Below are 15384 nucleotides of genomic sequence, written 5' to 3'. Positions count from 1 at the left end.
AAGGTATAGACTATTAACCATCAGTCATCATTAATTATACATTAGCCCTCGCTGTCCCAATCGTGTTTTTCGAGGTCGCGGTACGCTTTGCCTTTTATAATTTCTTTCTTCTTTGACGATTCGGAATCGACTCTCGTTTCGTGAATATTATCAGCCACTTCAAAATGGAAATCTTTATCCTTTTTCGAATGATATATTGATACCTCATCTCCATCCGCTATCGCATAGTCATAAGGTCCGCGCGCGCTCATCAGTTTTACAAACACAGGCAAACATTCAAAAAAGATAAACAGCAGCCCGATAAAAGTAACAGCAATTGCCGTATTGTTATCCCGTGTGCCATCTACATTAAATTTAAGTTGCCCCAATGCCCAGTTGCGATCAGCAAAACCAGCAATATCCGATAAACTGTCTAACTGCTTTTTCGTATACAGTTTTTCGGTAAACAGTCCATCAAATTCTTTGCGTTTATCTACAAAAGCTTCTGATTTATTGATATTACCCTTTAGCGAGTCTAATTCTGCAGTGCGCTGTGCAATTTCGGCTTCCTTGCGTTTGGCATATGGCCCATAACCCATTACACCCGATGTTTCGGTGGTTTTGTTTCCGAAAATCTCGAAATTAAGTTTCTGTCTATCTGCTTTAATTCCTTTTTCAAGCGAATCCCTTGTGGCTTTCTGTTGATTTAACCTGCCAAATTCTACCTGATATTTTTTCTCGAAGGCTTTGTTCAGGGTATCAATTTTAGCACGCTGACCATTTAAGTAACTCACCTTTAGGCGCTCTTTAATTTCTTTATCGAAAATTTTAAGCTCTATGGGCCTCGAAATTACCATACCGATCATAATGGCCAACAGAATACGCGGCGTAGCCTGTAATAATTGTTTATTGGTACTGGCACTTTTATTAATACTCGATACGATATAACGGTCCATATTAAAGATGGCTGCCCCCCATAAAAAGCCAAAAACAATAGCGAAAATTACGGCCAGATCATCGCCTTTAAACACAAAATACATGGCGTAACCCCCAGAAAGTGCTGCAAATAAGCCAGTAAAAAAGATGGTGGCACCAATGCCAGTATATTTATTTTGTTCTGAAGGATACTTTTCCAGTGTCGGGATGTGAGCGCCAGAGCAAAACCAAAAGAAACGGTTCAGTTTGTCCATTTGTAACTATTTATAATTAAACGCCTAAGGGTTAAAGTTGTTACAGTTTCACACGAAATTTTATGGCATTTTTTTGATGGGGAGCGTAAAGTTGATTTTCCTATATTTGCATAAATACATTTAATAAAAATGAAAGAAATATCAGTACAAGAACTAAAAGAGAAAATCGATAACAAAGAAGATTTTCAATTGATTGATGTTCGTGAAACATTCGAATACGAGGTTTCCAATCTTGAAGGGGAGAATATCCCTTTGGGTGGAATTTTAATTGAGGCTGATAAGGTTGCTAAAGATAAGCCAGTAATTATTCAGTGCCGCAGCGGGAAAAGAAGCGCAGCAGCAGTGATGCAGTTGGAGCAACAATACGGATTTGAAAATCTTTATAACTTAAAAGGCGGTATTTTAGCTTGGCAAGAGGCTTTTGATCCGAGCATGCCGGTTTACTAATGATAGAATGAGTGAATTTTGAATGAGTGGAGTTATTACCGCTTATTCAAAATTCATATATCTTTTCCTTGCCCTTAGGCTGCCATTCAATCATTCTCTAATTTCGTCATTCAATCATTTCTACCATGGGTAAAAAATTTGCTTTAAATATCTTCTATAACTTAGCTATTATCCTTTCTATTTTCGGATTGGTATGGTGTTATAACAACGCTAAATATCTTCCAGCTGGTTTCTTGGTAGGCACTACGGCTTGTTTGTTCTACTTTAAGTATCAGCTTACTAAAGACATCAGAAAAAGCTTTAAAGAAAAAGATCAGAAGTAGCACCTGCTAAGCCCAAACCTGGCAGGTCTTTTAAGATATACTTACCATTTTCGAAAGCTGGATCGGTAAAGGGGTTATTTTTGGTCAGCCATGGCCCATCCAAATCTGCCCAGTTGCATAGGGGAGCTAAAGCAGCCGCAGCCAAAGTGGCGCAACTGGTTTCGCTCATACAACCAATCAGCACTTTCATTCCAAAAGAACGGGCTTTCAAAATCATCTGATGCCCTTCGTACATGCCGCAGCTTTTCATCAGCTTTACGTTAATGCCATGGTAAGCACCTTTCAATTTATCCATGTCGGCTAAACGCTGTACAGCTTCGTCAGCTAATAATGGAATCGGACTACGTTCGGTTAACCAGGCATTCCCATCGAGGTTATTTTTATCCATAGGCTGTTCAATTAACACCACACCCTGGTTATGCAGCCAATAAATTAAATCGATTGCTTTAATCTTATCTGCCCAGCCCTGGTTTGCATCCACATATAAGGGTACGTTGGTCATGCTCCTAATCGTTTCGATAATTTCCTGGTCGTTATCCCTCCCCAGTTTAACTTTAATCACTTTAAAAGCTTCGGCGTCTTTCAGTTTTTCGCGGATGACCTCAGGGGTATCAATCCCGATGGTATAAGAAGTTACGGGCATTTTAGCCGGGTCTGCACCGTAAATTTCATAGCAAGGCTTATTTAAAAGTTTCCCTTGAATATCGTTAAGGGCAATGTCTACAGCTGCTTTAATGGCCGGTTGGCCGGGCGCAAGGCTATCCAGGTAGGTAATAATTTCTTTGAAATCGAATGGATATTGGATTTTTCCCCAATCTACAAGGCTAAGAAAGGCTGCCGCACTTTCGTAACTCTCGCCCATATAAGGTACCATAGAGGCCTCACCATAACCTATTACACCTTCATGCGTTATCTTTAATAACATTAAGGGGGTACTGGTACGGGTAAATTTCGAAATCGAAAAAGGATGTTTTAATTCTAACTCAAATTGCCTGCAACTAATCTTCATTATCAATCGTCTTCTAAATAAATAAGGTAATTATCGCTTTACAAATTTATCTTTGTTTTATTAACGCAACTACCACAGCCATGAAAAACAATTCAAGATTACGGTATTTTATTTATTTATCCTTAATAATTATTGGAGGATGTACCACAGGAAAAAAAGCCTTACAAAAAGGCGATTATGATGCTTCGGTTGCTAAAGCAGTAAGCAGGCTGCAAAACTCGCCCAAAAATAGCGAAGCCATGGAAGTGCTAAAAACGGCATATGATTTAGCGCTGCAAGACCATTTGCGAAAAATTGAAGAAGCTAAAATGTCTAACGATTTATACAGGTGGGAATCGGTGATGTACGATTATCAAAAAATTAATCAATTGGCTGATGATATTAACAGCTGTCCTGCCTGCTTAACCATTGTCCCAAAGCCTTCAAAGTATATCAATGAGCTTGCTGATAGTAAGTATAATGCTGCTGGAGCACGATATAATTCGGGCTTAGGTTATTTAAGAGAAAATAACCGCAAATCGGCAAAAAAAGCCTATTACGAGTTCGAGAAAACACAGAATCTTCAGCCAAATTATAAAGATGTTAAGGCTAAAATGAACGATGCCTATTGGGCAGCAGTAACAAGGGTTGTGGTGCAGCCAATTATAGTAAACAGCAGCATATACAAATTAAGCGCCGATTATTTTCAGCAGCAGATCGATCAGTTTATTGGAAATTACTCGAGAAATAAGTTTGTGATTTTTTATGGCGAGGCCCAGGCTACCGATCAAAAAATTGTTCCTGATCAGGTATTGAGTTTAAATTTTGATGATTTTGTGGTAGGCCAAACCTATGTAAAAGAAAGGGTTGAAAAGTTAAAACGCGACAGCGTGGTAATCGGTGAAAGCCGAGATAAAAAACCAGTTTACGGTACCGTAAAGGCCACCTTAAGCATTTTTGAAAAGAATATATCATCGTCTGGATTATTGGATATGAGCATTACAGACTGGAATACAAAAAAGCTGGTACGCCAACAAAAATTTCCCGGAACTTACATTTGGCGCGATAGCTGGGCCAGTTTTCAAGGCGATGATAGGGCCCTGAGCAAGCAGCAATTGGCTATTACCAGAAGAAGGGAACAATTGCCTCCACCACCAAGTGCTTTGTTTTTAGAATTTACCAAACCCATTTACAACCAATTGGTTGAAGATATAAGCTATTATTATAATAACTACTAGCGCTTAAGCATCCTCCTTTAAAAGGAAGGGAACTGGAACCTCATCGTGTTAAGACCGCTGGTATGGCAATGTCCTTTGTCTCCCTATCCTCTAGGAGAGGGAAGCTGCTGAAGTGGGTAAAGCAAACCCGCTCACAGGGCGAAGTGGTTGTAATCCTTGCGTTAAAATAAAATATCGGTGCAAAGCCCTAAAAATATAATGGCTAATATTGCAGTAATGAATACCGGCTTATACAATCCTTTCCAAAACTTCGATTTTTTATACAAAATCTGCTTCCTAAGCGGCAAAACCTTTCATTCGCCTGTTGTTCAGGTGCCGTTAATTCCAAAATGGTTATTGGAACAGGCGGGCTTGAGCGGCGAAGAGCAGATTCAGTTTCTGGATGAGAGCATCCGTTCGTATAATACCTTGGTTATTCCTGTAAACACTGAGGTAAACGAGCAGTTTTTAACTCCGCTTGAACACCAGATCGAAGCTGCTTTTGCAAAAGGATATGATGCCGTTTCTACCTTGCCCGAGCTGGATCTTTTTAACTGGATCGGCAAGTTTTTATATGGCTTTGTATATATCGAAATGCATTCGGCATTACGCAAAGAAATGACTGCTGAGGGTTTAAACATGTCGCAATCGTTAATGATGAAATTTGCCAACCTGAATTTCATGCTACAGAATCTTTACACCAGCCTGGAGTTTGAAGATTTCTCGCCATGGTCTATCACAGTAGTGAAATTAGAAAACGGAGAAACACCATTCAGTTTCCGTGATGAGATAAACACTTTAACCTTCTCTTTAAAAATGAAAGATTTTGGTATAGTTGCCTGTTTACAGGATAACGGCACCAATAAGCGCTATCACCAGGACATTATTAACGAAATAAAAGGAAAAACCTTAACAGCCGAACAGTTTGAAGAGCTAAGCGCCCGTTTTTATTACTCTGCCTATCTGTTTAACCGCCTGCCCGAATATACTTTTATGCCTGTAGAAGGTACCACTTATATTGAGGCTATGCCTTTACGCGGAAACATGACCAAGCCGCTTTTTGATGTTTGGCAAAATAAGGTGTATGCGCAGGTATTGGAAAACTTCTGGAAACCTTGGGGTTATGTCGTATTCGAGATTATTAAAAATCCAGATGAACCGATGAGTTTCTTCGATAAGCCTTTTTTGCCTACGGCAGGGTAATCTCTTTGTCATTCGTCATACCCAGCTTGACTGGGTATCTTAAAGCGAAACACATCTAACTTCTTGCATTACGATTCCCGTTTTCACGGGAATGACAATTTTTCGCAAAAAATACTACCTCCCGCCCGTTAACATCGTAATAAAGTTCTGTAAAATACCCGGAACAAAAATGATCGTAAAAATCAATCCGGTTAAGGCACCAAAAAAGTGCGCATCGTGGTTGATATGGTCTCTGGAATTGCGGGAAGCGTAAGCACAATAAATTAAATACAAAATCCCAAATACTACAGCAGGAATCCCGATTGGGATAAACATGATGTAAATTTTAGCCATTGGATTATATAAAATATAGCTGAAAAGCACCGCGCTGATTGCTCCTGACGCGCCTAAACTATTATAGTTAAAATGATCTTTATGTTTGATCACCGTTGGCAAATCGCTCAGCACCAAACCCAAAAAGTAAAGTATACCAAAGCGCCAGCTACCCATCAAACTTTCGAGTGTAAAAGCGAAAGCATAGAAAGTAAACATATTAAAAAATAGGTGCATCCAGTCGGCATGAACCAGTCCGCTCGTAATTAATGTATATACATTCTGCCCTTTCGAAACACTAAAGGGATGCAGCATAAACTTTCCGTAAAGTGAATGATCGTAGAAAGCATAAAGGCTGGTAATAATGGTAAAAACAAAAATTAAGGATGCAACCGGTGCGATATTGAAGTATTCCATTTTGGCTATTTTAAATCAAGTTTTACGTCTGTAATTAAACGGGCTACCGGATATCTATTGTGTGTTTTTTCGTAATAATCAGAATTTTTATACACAAAATCAAGTTGTGCAGCTGCATTCTTCGCAAATTCGGTGTCTGAAGCTTTTTTCGCTTCCAGTTTACTTTTTAGTTCAGGGTTATTTTTTAGCAGTTCTGTAGCCGTATCTTCAAAAACATAAGCTGAATAATGCTCTTTCATATCCAGAATAGAATCGAAAAAATTCCAGTTGAAGTAAGAATCAGTAGCCATAGGTTCTAATGTTTCTACAATATACCGGTTACCCGGCTGGTTAACATATATCACAAAATCGCCTGCGTAATATTGCAGGTTTTGCTTAACCGGATTCACCTTTACGCCAGCGTGCAGGTAATGCCCCTCATACGGACTAGTGCCGGTTTTAAAATCGCCGATATAATAACTTTCTACCGCAATTTTCTGATCGGCTTTTAGCTCGTTGATTTTAACATTGTTCAGTTTAAGCAAGGCAATTACACGGTCCCAGGCTTTTGGAATGATATAGGCAACCGGTTTTTGAACGGAAACTGCGGGTTCGAATTTATTCCATTCCTTTATGGTTCTGGTGTAAGGCTTACTGCGGTCGTAATATAAACGATCAGCACCGCTTACCGTGCTGGTTTTTTGTCCGGCCTCGAAACCTTTAAAAGTCAGATCGTTTACCCCAGTTTTATCCAGCTTCCATGCTAAAGGAAATTCTTTCTGTGCGGCTACAAATTCGTCGGCCTTTTGCTTATTCTCTCCAATAATTTTTGCATCCCGTTCTACAACCTTAATATAGGTTTGCAAAAGCTTGTAAGTAGCATCCACGCGCAGATCGTACGATTTTAGCATATGAGTTTCTGGCATAAAACCGATGGTGTTGTGCAGCGTGGTATAACCAGTGGAGTAACGGGGCGATTCGATAAAGCCTGTTATCCCGGTTTCGGGGGTTTCGCCTATTGAGTTTACATAAGGAATCATTGGGTAACCTAGTTTTTCCATACCGGTATATAAATCAGGCACCAAAGTTTTGGTTAAATAATGAGAAAGGATTGGGTTTAGCTTATCTTTTTGTGTCGGGATAAGCGTCATCACATATTGATAATCGGCACCATTGCTGGTATGGGTATCTACAAATATTTCGGGTTGCCAGGTGTTAAAAATAAGTTGAAACGTTGCTGAATTTTTGGAATCGGTTTTAATGAAATCACGGTTCAGATCCAGGTTTTTGCTATTCCCCCTAAAACCATAGGCAACGGGGCCATTCTGGTTAGCTCTCGAAGTTCCGCTACGGTTAAAACTGCCATCTATATTGTAGAGCGGAATGATGCATATCACCACATCTTTTGGCAGCTTGCCCGCTTTAAGCAGATCGCGGGCCAACATCATCGATGCATCTATTCCCTCTGGCTCGCCCGGATGAATCCCATTATTGATTAACAAGATTCTTTTATTTTGCTTCCTGATTTGTACTGGATCGAAAACCTTATCGCGTGATAAAACCAATAGGTGTAAAGGTTTTCCAAAGTCGGTATCTCCATAGGTTAATAGTTTGGCTTCGGGGTAATTTTTAGCCAGGTTTTCGTAATAAGATATTGCTTCAGTATAAGTTGTGGTTTCAGTTTTTCCGCTTAATTCGAAAGGTGTTTTTTGTGCGATAGCTTTTAGCCTCATCGATAGTAAACACAACACAAAGAGTTTTCTCATACCTTAAAGCTAAGAAATGAAATGCTGTTATTAAAGTGTTTTACGATAAGATTTAATGTTACCCAACATGTATTTAAAACCTATAGTATAGGTATTATAAACATCAGGAGAGTAGTTTTTAAATTTCGCGCTCGAATCGTTATAACCGTCAAGTCCTTCGCCAAAAGTAAAGTTAGATTGCGCATTGATATTGATTACATATCGCATATAACCATAGCCATCGTTGATGTAATAGTTAAAACCGAAGTTTAAGGGTACCACCATGTTAAGGCTCTTATCTTTTCCGGGGAAGGGGCCATATCCGGGATCCACCGCAGCCCAGCTTGGCTTATACCGTACAATATCGGTAATCTTATTGTTAATTACCCCAAGGCCCAAACCCACATACAAACCCCGTATGTTGTATAAAAATTCACTTTGATTGTAGTCTACCACTTCACCAACCATCAATTTTACATTGGCTGTAATGGCCGTATATTTATTTACAAACTGGCGGTTGTGTGGGTCGGTTTCAATATCTCCGCCCTGAACCATGCCATACTGGCCCTCTAAACCTAAGGTTACAAAGGGAGTGATATAATAATCGAATACGCCATAGGCGGTGTAGCCAAAACTTCCTTTATACACATCGGTATATGATTTGTTTACTCCTCCACCAAAACCGTACGACATTTTAAAATAATTAGATTGAGCAAAAGAAAAACTTCCTATAAAAACAAGCAGAAGGGTTATATACGTAGCTTTCAGCAAATTAAAAATCATATCGTTTTTTTACAAAAATAATATGTTTATCGAATATCTATAACTTTTAACTTTGAATTATGAGCACATACACCAACTTTAACAAATCTCTCACGCAGCGATTTATAAAATATGCGAAGATTGATACACAATCAGATCCAAATTCTCCCTCTTGCCCATCAACCCTAAAACAAAAAAATTTAGGCAAAGAACTGGTTCAAGAATTATTAGAAATCGGCGTTTCTGATGCAGAAATGGACGATAACGGTTATGTGTATGGTACAATCCCATCAAATACACACAAGCAATTACCGGTAATTTTCTTCTGTTCGCATATGGATACCTCGCCTGATTGTAGCGGTGAAAATGTTAAACCGATTATTCATGACAAATATCAAGGCCAGGATTTAATTCTGCCAGATGACAACAATATTGTAATAAAACTGTCTGAGCACAAAGACCTAAAGCACCAAATTGGTAACGATATCATCACGGCTAGCGGAACAACTTTATTGGGTGCCGATAATAAAGCGGGGCTAGCAGAAATTATGGAAGCAGCTGCCTTTTTAATGAGAAATCCTGAGGTAAAACATGGAACTATAAAGTTACTTTTTACTCCTGATGAAGAAATAGGCCGTGGTGTAGACAAGGCAGATTTAAAGAAATTAGGTGCTGATTTTGGTTATACTATAGACGGGGAAACACTAGGCTCAATTGAAGATGAAACCTTTTCTGCCGATGGCGCCACCCTTAAAATTTATGGCGTAAGTACGCACCCGGGGTTCGCAAAGGGAAAAATGGAAAGCGCCATTAAGATTCTCGCTGAAATTTTAGACTCCTTGCCAAAAGATACGCTTACACCAGAAGCTACACATCAAAAAGAAGGGTTTATCCATCCGGTAAGTATGAACGGACAGGTAGAAGAAGCAGAAGCTCAGTTTATCATCAGAGATTTTACCGATGAGAAACTAGTCGCGCACGGACAGTTTTTGGAAGAAACCGTAAAAAAGGTAATGGCCAACTATCCAAAATCAACCTACAAGCTTAATATTAAAGCACAATATCGCAATATGAAACAGATTTTAGACCAACATCCTAAAATTGTGCAATATGGTATTGAAGCCATTGAAAGAGCTGGTGTGGTACCCAAGCAACAAAGTATCCGTGGTGGAACTGATGGCTCGCGACTTTCTTATATGGGTTTACCATGCCCCAATATTTTTGCGGGAGAACATGCCTTTCATAGCAAACAAGAATGGGTAAGTGTACAGGATATGGAAAAAGCTGTGCAAACCATTATTAATATTGCTTGTATCTGGGAAGAGAAGGGATAAGTCTTCAGTCAGTAGTCATGAGTCTAATAACCGATTAACAAGGACTCATGACTAACAACTTTGGACGCTAGACTAATAAGAAGCTTGCCCAATATCTAACCTCGCTATTTTTCCTTCCTTATTCAGTTGAAATTTAAAATAGGTTTTAAAATTGCCCCATTGGTCGGAGTGGAAATGACCATACACCTCCAGCCCATTGTTTTCAACTTTATCTATACTGGTAAAACGCTCATGGCCCAGCGCTTTCTTAAAAAAATTATTAAATTTCATCTGGTTCCCGTCATCATAAAAGGCAACCTCGGTAGCAAATAAAGGAAACCATGTTTTTTCGTCCCCCTTTTGCAATGCAGTAATAGCGGCCTTTACTTTTGCATTTGATAATTTTGTTAAATCTATCGCCATAGGTATCTGATTTTTTTTGAGCGAATTAAATGCGTAGTAATAAAATACAGGACATTAAGCTTTCCACTAGCTTAAGCTTTAAGTATAATGATCAAAATTAATAAAAAAGATGTTTTTAAAGCACATCTTTTTGTTACTTTTAGCTTGTAATGATAACTCTCGAGAACGACTATATAAAGGTTAGCCTGGCAGCTAAAGGCGCAGAACTTCAAGGCTTATTTAGTAAAGAAACCAAGCTGGAATATTTATGGGATGCCAACGCTAAGTATTGGGCAAAACACAGTCCGGTTTTATTTCCCATTGTTGGCGCATTAAAAAACAATAGTTTTATTTACCAGGGTAAAAACTACGAACTACCCCGTCATGGTTTCGCTCGCGATCATGTTTTTAATTTCGAAAAAATAAGTGAAACCGAAGCTGTTTTTACGTTAACCCAAAACGAAGATACCTTAAAAGTATATCCCTTTTATTTTGAGCTGAAACTGAGGTATCAATTAATAGATAGAAAACTGAACTTAACTTACGAGGTAAAAAACACAGGTACTGCTGAGCTTTTATTCTCAATTGGTGCGCACCCGGCATTTGCTGTACCCAATACGCCCAATACCGTTTACGAAGATTACTACCTGGCCTTTAATAGCGATGAGAAATTAACTTTCTGGAAACTTGAAGATGGATTAGTAGCCAACGAAACGGAGCTTATTGAATTGGGAGGCCACAGGTTAAACCTTAAACATAGCCTGTTTTATAACGATGCATTAGTTTTCAAAACTCTGCAGAGCAATTGTATTAGTTTACTTAACACCAAAAACGATTATGGCCTGCATTTCCACTTCGAAGAATTTCCTTTCTTTGGCATATGGGCCGCTACCGATGCACCATTTATTTGTTTGGAGCCTTGGTGCGGCGTTGCTGATGGTGTTAACCACGATCAGGAATTAGCACACAAAGAAGGTATAATAAAACTTGAAGTAGGCGAAAACTGGTCGCGGTTTTGGGAAGTAGAGTGTTTCTAAAACAAGTACTGGTGTAATGAAAAAGCACAGCCGTTTTTTGCTAACACTTATTCAATTCACATTAAAATTCTGTCGCAACGGTGTAGTGAAAAACACTACCCACAAAGGGGTATTTTTACCTTTTAATTTGATGTTAACATGTTGATAACTATATTTATTATGTTAAAATTAAATCAACGGGACGATTTAGATTAGAACACGAAGCCTTTCAGCAATGAAAGGCTTTTTTTTCAAAAAAACACGCCCTCAAAAAAGGACGTGTTTACTCAAACTTAAAATTATTTTGGGACGATTGAGAATTAATTCAAATAACTGTTTAATACCCTGATACAAATATGAAAAAGATATGGGACTTATTCCCGTTCAGTTTTATTCATCTGTAAAACAACAATTTACCAAAAAAGCACATAGAATGAATAAAACATTTTATTTTGTCAGAAAACGATTCTTTCTCAAATAGATTACCTCAATTGGGGCCATATCAATAAAGCCAGTTTTAACCAAAGTCTATTCATCTATGTCAAAAACGCCCTCACATTTGTCTCAAGCGCACCCATTTTATCATTACTAAGCGCCGTAACTTAGTTGTAAACAAAATAAATAAGATTATGGCAACCATGCACCCATACTTAAACTTCGACGGCAAGGCCGAAGAAGCTTTTAATTTTTATAAGTCGGTTTTTGGAGGAGAATTTACCTTCTTTGCAAAAATGAGCGATGCACCTGAATCGGACAAATTAACGGAAGCGGAAAAAAACCGTGTAATGCATGTAGCGCTACCTATTAATGAGCATACCACTTTAATGGCGTCTGATTGCGTACCTTCTGCAGGGCATGTACTTAAAGAAGGTAATAACATGTATATTAACATCCAGGCAGAGAGCCGCGAAGATGCCGATCGTTTATTTAATGGCCTTTCAGCAGGTGGCATTATCGAAATGCCAATGGAAGATATGTTCTGGGGTGATTACTTTGGTAGTTTTAAAGATAGGTTTGGCATCCAATGGATGGTTAATTTTAGAGCATAAATAAGTGATTTCACGTTTTTAATCCCGGATGCACACAGGCAATACGAATTTCCGTGTTGTCCGTATGCATCCAACAAAATGAAAACTTCTCATACACACCCAACGTTGTATATTTCCGTTCTTTTTCCTCTCTGCAAATTTTGTGGTTAAAAGTAAAGGAAGCACAAATATGGAATTAAAGGGATAACCTACTCAAAGTTTCTCTGGTCACGCCAAGATAAGATGCAATAAGGGTTTTCGAGATTCTTTTTTGCAAAGATGGGTATTGGTTACGCCATTGCTTGTAACGCTCGCCAGCATTGTTGCTTAATAAAGCCAATACCCTTTTTTGTAAGGCCATATTGCCAGTTGTATACTTTTTCCTGAAAAAATACTCCATTTTGCGAGATGAGGCGCAAAGTTTTTCCTTATTTTCAAAAGAGATAGAAAACGTTTCGGTATCTTCTATACAATCTACATTTAAAGTGGCGGGCATACCCGTATTAAAAGCATTTGGATCAGAAAACCACCATTCTTCCATGGCCAACTGTAAAATATATTCTTTTCCTTCATGATCGGTATAAGAAGATTTTACAATACCCTTTAATACAAAATGTTCCTGACTGGCCGTATCACCTGCCTGGATAATATACTGGTGTTTTTTATATTTTCGCTTGGTAAAAAAAGATGCAGCATGCCCAAATTCTTCATCTGTTAAACCAACGATCTGATGGATGTGTGCTCTTAAAAAATCTAATTCCATGTTTCTGATGCAAACAAATGTACTGTTTATTCAAGATTTTTAAACCTGATAGGTTTGTTTTGACTAAATATTTGCGTGATAATCATCACATTAAAATAGTGATGTATGTCCTTTCCTAAAATTTTTTCCTGCACTATGTTTGCGGAACACAACACACAAACACACAAATGAAACTTAAATCACTTGCCATAATTGCAGTACTACTTTCTCTAATTAGTATAAAAACCTATGCCCAGAGTTTAGGCAAAATGAACTGGTTTAACGAACCTGAAAAATGGGAGATTAAGGATAAAAACACATTTAGCATGTTTGTACCTGCCAAAACCGATTATTGGAGGATATCGCATTATGGCTTTACAGTTGATGATGCCCCTTTTTACTATGCTACTTATGGAGGTGAGTTTGAGGTAAAAGTGAAAATCACCGGAAATTATGTAACCACTTTTGATCAGATGGGGCTGATGCTCCGCATTAACGAAGAAGAATGGATTAAAGCTGGTGTTGAATTTGTAAATGGGAAACAGAACGTAAGCACAGTGGTAACACATAAAACCAGCGATTGGAGCGTAGTAGAATTGGAAAAAGCACCGGCATCAATCTGGATGAAAGCTGTTAGGAAATTAGATGCAGTTGAGATTTTCTATTCACTAGATGATAAAAAATATACCATGCTGCGCACCTGTTACTTTAAAGATAATGCACCTGTAATGGTGGGTCTGGTGGCGGCCTGCCCTGATGGTAAAGGTTTTAATGCCATTTTTGAAAATTTTAAGGTAACAGCTACACCCGACCAGCGCAGGTTGAATTGGGCAAAAAAACAACAGAATTAATCTGGTTTTAATAAGATGGTCGTCATTTCGACCGTAGTGGAGAAATCTTTTAACATGATTAAAAGATCTCTCCATTTCGCTTTGCTTCAGTCGAGATGACTTTTTCTAGAAACTCAGACTAACAGCTTGTTATAATTAAATCTGAACCAACGCCTTAACCAAATCCCGAAAACCAGGCCTCGCTAACGGCGATGCAACTAAACAAGCATCTCTTAAGGCAGCCAAAGCATCCGAACATGTTTTGTTTACCGCTTCGTTTTTTAAAGAAAGTAAATCATCAAGCAGGTAACCAAAAGCACTCACTTCTATCCGCTCTAAGGCAAAAGCAAGCGTAGCATCAGCCAGATCATAAAAACTTGCGGCACCGAAATCCCCGAACAAGGTGCTACCCTCATCATCAATTAGAATATTGTGTGCATATAAATCGCCATGCATAATGCCCGCTTCATGCAATTGTGCCGCTAATGATGCAATGGTTTTGGCAATGCTCAATAACTGTTTTTCTGACAATTGCATAGCTGACGGGAAAACGTCCCTAGTGCAGCTTTCTAAACTCGGCGGATGACCCAGATTATAGAAATGGTGCGGGATCAGATCCATCACAAGGCCTTTTTTATCTTCAGGGTGCAAAGCAATTTGCCCGATTAAATTAACCAGACCGGGGTGGTAACCCGCAGCAATATAGGCTGTCATTTCATCTTCTGGCAAGCCATCACTCGTTACATTGCCCTTAAATATTTTAACCGCCACCTCCTGGGTCTCATCACCAATGGTCCTGTTTGCTTTTGAAATAATGCCCGAAGCACCTTCGCCCAATAAATGATTAATCTCTAAATCGTGCCAATTAATTAACGAAAGTGTTTCTACAGCCGGGGTTTTGCTAAAATTGTTTCCCGAAAATGCAATCCACGAAAGTTTAGGCATAACAGCAATCCATTGTGGCAGCTCGTGCAGTTTATTGGCAGCAATACGCAATAACGATAAATTTTGGCAATTGCTTAGTTCATCGGGCAATTTTGTTAAGCGGTTGCCCGATAACATCAGCTTTTGCATCCGTGTACATAGACCAATTTCTTTTGGTAATTCGGTAATGTTGTTGTTTGTTAAAATCAGCCAGCGAAGATTAGGATTCAATGATTTTGCGGGCACCGATATAATCTGGTTAGATTTAAAACCTGCAATATCCAACAAAGGGCAATCGGCTAGTACCTCAGGTAGCACCTTAAAAAGGTTTTCAGAACAAAAGAAAATCTTCAATTTCTTTAAACGTCCAAAATCTGCCGGAAGGGTACTTAGTTTGTTAAAAGAAAGATCCAATACTTCAAGGGTATCAGCCAAATCGAATATTTCCCTTGGGAATTCCGTTAAATTTTCAGAAAGTTTTAACGATACCGCTCCTTTAAGTTTTCCGCTTTGTAATGCTAACACGTTTTGCATGGATTGTGCTGGTTTTAATTTAAAACGAAGATA

The 15384-nt window shown here is 38.7% G+C and carries 16 protein-coding genes; 8 read left to right on the top strand and 8 right to left on the bottom strand.

The window, feature by feature from the left end; genetic code table 11:
- Positions 1 to 41 precede the first annotated feature (41 nt).
- Entirely contained in the window at positions 42 to 1169 is a 1128-nt protein-coding gene (locus tag HDC90_RS07635) for a DUF4407 domain-containing protein (protein ID WP_184465375.1), read from the bottom strand.
- 129 nt (positions 1170 to 1298) lie between these two features.
- Here HDC90_RS07635 and HDC90_RS07630 point away from each other — a divergent pair, with 129 nt between their 5' ends.
- Together HDC90_RS07630 and HDC90_RS07625 are read left to right on the top strand one after the other, a co-directional pair.
- Entirely contained in the window at positions 1299 to 1616 is a 318-nt protein-coding gene (locus HDC90_RS07630; protein WP_184465374.1) for a rhodanese-like domain-containing protein, read from the top strand.
- A gap of 125 nt (positions 1617 to 1741) precedes the next feature.
- Positions 1742 to 1939, top strand: a complete 198-nt coding sequence (locus HDC90_RS07625) for a DUF6358 family protein (protein ID WP_029277955.1) — start codon at positions 1742 to 1744, stop codon at positions 1937 to 1939.
- Here the strand turns inward: HDC90_RS07625 and HDC90_RS07620 are convergent.
- On the bottom strand, positions 1917 to 2948 hold the full coding sequence (locus tag HDC90_RS07620; protein WP_184465373.1) for a dipeptide epimerase: 1032 nt from the start codon (positions 2946 to 2948) through the stop codon (positions 1917 to 1919). The two genes, HDC90_RS07625 and HDC90_RS07620, sit on opposite strands and share 23 nt — an antisense overlap.
- An 80-nt stretch (positions 2949 to 3028) precedes the next feature.
- Here HDC90_RS07620 and HDC90_RS07615 point away from each other — a divergent pair, with 80 nt between their 5' ends.
- A complete protein-coding gene (locus HDC90_RS07615) occupies positions 3029 to 4165 on the top strand; it encodes a hypothetical protein (RefSeq protein WP_184465372.1) in 1137 nt (378 codons plus the stop codon).
- 198 nt (positions 4166 to 4363) lie between these two features.
- Entirely contained in the window at positions 4364 to 5347 is a 984-nt protein-coding gene (locus HDC90_RS07610) for a hypothetical protein (RefSeq protein WP_184465371.1), read from the top strand.
- 114 nt (positions 5348 to 5461) lie between these two features.
- On the opposite strand, the gene HDC90_RS07605 is transcribed toward HDC90_RS07610, so the two are convergent.
- Genes HDC90_RS07605 through HDC90_RS07595 form a run of 3 tightly spaced genes read right to left on the bottom strand, consistent with a single transcriptional unit; the run spans position 5462 to position 8493 of the window.
- Positions 5462 to 6076: a rhomboid family intramembrane serine protease gene (locus tag HDC90_RS07605; protein ID WP_184465370.1), complete on the bottom strand. Its 615-nt coding sequence runs from the start codon at positions 6074 to 6076 to the stop codon at positions 5462 to 5464.
- A 5-nt stretch (positions 6077 to 6081) separates the two neighbouring features.
- Positions 6082 to 7821, bottom strand: a complete 1740-nt coding sequence (locus tag HDC90_RS07600; protein WP_184465369.1) for a M14 family metallopeptidase — start codon at positions 7819 to 7821, stop codon at positions 6082 to 6084.
- A gap of 30 nt (positions 7822 to 7851) precedes the next feature.
- Complete coding sequence (locus tag HDC90_RS07595; RefSeq protein ID WP_255497536.1) at positions 7852 to 8493, bottom strand: hypothetical protein; 642 nt, start codon at positions 8491 to 8493, stop codon at positions 7852 to 7854.
- A gap of 149 nt (positions 8494 to 8642) precedes the next feature.
- Here HDC90_RS07595 and pepT point away from each other — a divergent pair, with 149 nt between their 5' ends.
- A complete protein-coding gene (gene pepT, locus HDC90_RS07590) occupies positions 8643 to 9896 on the top strand; it encodes a peptidase T (RefSeq protein ID WP_184465368.1) in 1254 nt (417 codons plus the stop codon).
- Between the two features lie 72 nt (positions 9897 to 9968).
- Here pepT and HDC90_RS07585 read toward each other — a convergent pair whose 3' ends face one another.
- A complete protein-coding gene (locus HDC90_RS07585; RefSeq protein WP_184465367.1) occupies positions 9969 to 10298 on the bottom strand; it encodes a hypothetical protein in 330 nt (109 codons plus the stop codon).
- A 149-nt stretch (positions 10299 to 10447) separates the two neighbouring features.
- Between HDC90_RS07585 and HDC90_RS07580 the strand changes: the two genes are divergently transcribed.
- Both HDC90_RS07580 and HDC90_RS07575 read left to right on the top strand, forming a co-directional pair.
- Positions 10448 to 11314, top strand: a complete 867-nt coding sequence (locus HDC90_RS07580; protein ID WP_184465366.1) for an aldose 1-epimerase family protein — start codon at positions 10448 to 10450, stop codon at positions 11312 to 11314.
- Positions 11315 to 11922: 608 nt separating this feature from the next.
- Entirely contained in the window at positions 11923 to 12342 is a 420-nt protein-coding gene (locus tag HDC90_RS07575; protein WP_184465365.1) for a VOC family protein, read from the top strand.
- Positions 12343 to 12517: 175 nt separating this feature from the next.
- On the opposite strand, the gene HDC90_RS07570 is transcribed toward HDC90_RS07575, so the two are convergent.
- Complete coding sequence (locus HDC90_RS07570; protein ID WP_184465364.1) at positions 12518 to 13084, bottom strand: Crp/Fnr family transcriptional regulator; 567 nt, start codon at positions 13082 to 13084, stop codon at positions 12518 to 12520.
- A 167-nt stretch (positions 13085 to 13251) separates the two neighbouring features.
- Between HDC90_RS07570 and HDC90_RS07565 the strand changes: the two genes are divergently transcribed.
- Entirely contained in the window at positions 13252 to 13914 is a 663-nt protein-coding gene (locus tag HDC90_RS07565) for a DUF1349 domain-containing protein (RefSeq protein WP_184465363.1), read from the top strand.
- A gap of 135 nt (positions 13915 to 14049) precedes the next feature.
- Here the strand turns inward: HDC90_RS07565 and HDC90_RS07560 are convergent, their stop codons facing one another.
- Positions 14050 to 15351, bottom strand: a complete 1302-nt coding sequence (locus HDC90_RS07560) for a leucine-rich repeat-containing protein kinase family protein (RefSeq protein WP_184465362.1) — start codon at positions 15349 to 15351, stop codon at positions 14050 to 14052.
- Positions 15352 to 15384 lie beyond the last annotated feature (33 nt).

Source organism: Pedobacter sp. AK013, assembly GCF_014205835.1.
In the GTDB taxonomy this organism is placed as follows: Bacteria; Bacteroidota; Bacteroidia; order Sphingobacteriales; family Sphingobacteriaceae; genus Pedobacter.
Note: the sequence above shows the minus strand (reverse complement) of the source record. Positions and strands in the feature narration are given on the sequence as shown.

Excerpts from the sequence above, each read along its gene's own strand:
- HDC90_RS07635 (WP_184465375.1), bottom strand. The coding sequence starts at position 1,169 with ATGGACAAACTGAACCGTTTCTTTTGGTTTTGCTCTGGCGCTCACATC.
- HDC90_RS07630 (WP_184465374.1), top strand. The coding sequence starts at position 1,299 with ATGAAAGAAATATCAGTACAAGAACTAAAAGAGAAAATCGATAACAAA.
- HDC90_RS07625 (WP_029277955.1), top strand. The coding sequence starts at position 1,742 with ATGGGTAAAAAATTTGCTTTAAATATCTTCTATAACTTAGCTATTATC.
- HDC90_RS07620 (WP_184465373.1), bottom strand. The coding sequence starts at position 2,948 with ATGAAGATTAGTTGCAGGCAATTTGAGTTAGAATTAAAACATCCTTTT.
- HDC90_RS07615 (WP_184465372.1), top strand. The coding sequence starts at position 3,029 with ATGAAAAACAATTCAAGATTACGGTATTTTATTTATTTATCCTTAATA.
- HDC90_RS07610 (WP_184465371.1), top strand. The coding sequence starts at position 4,364 with ATGGCTAATATTGCAGTAATGAATACCGGCTTATACAATCCTTTCCAA.
- HDC90_RS07605 (WP_184465370.1), bottom strand. The coding sequence starts at position 6,076 with ATGGAATACTTCAATATCGCACCGGTTGCATCCTTAATTTTTGTTTTT.
- HDC90_RS07600 (WP_184465369.1), bottom strand. The coding sequence starts at position 7,821 with ATGAGAAAACTCTTTGTGTTGTGTTTACTATCGATGAGGCTAAAAGCT.
- HDC90_RS07595 (WP_255497536.1), bottom strand. The coding sequence starts at position 8,493 with ATGTCGTACGGTTTTGGTGGAGGAGTAAACAAATCATATACCGATGTG.
- pepT (WP_184465368.1), top strand. The coding sequence starts at position 8,643 with ATGAGCACATACACCAACTTTAACAAATCTCTCACGCAGCGATTTATA.
- HDC90_RS07585 (WP_184465367.1), bottom strand. The coding sequence starts at position 10,298 with ATGGCGATAGATTTAACAAAATTATCAAATGCAAAAGTAAAGGCCGCT.
- HDC90_RS07580 (WP_184465366.1), top strand. The coding sequence starts at position 10,448 with ATGATAACTCTCGAGAACGACTATATAAAGGTTAGCCTGGCAGCTAAA.
- HDC90_RS07575 (WP_184465365.1), top strand. The coding sequence starts at position 11,923 with ATGGCAACCATGCACCCATACTTAAACTTCGACGGCAAGGCCGAAGAA.
- HDC90_RS07570 (WP_184465364.1), bottom strand. The coding sequence starts at position 13,084 with ATGGAATTAGATTTTTTAAGAGCACACATCCATCAGATCGTTGGTTTA.
- HDC90_RS07565 (WP_184465363.1), top strand. The coding sequence starts at position 13,252 with ATGAAACTTAAATCACTTGCCATAATTGCAGTACTACTTTCTCTAATT.
- HDC90_RS07560 (WP_184465362.1), bottom strand. The coding sequence starts at position 15,351 with ATGCAAAACGTGTTAGCATTACAAAGCGGAAAACTTAAAGGAGCGGTA.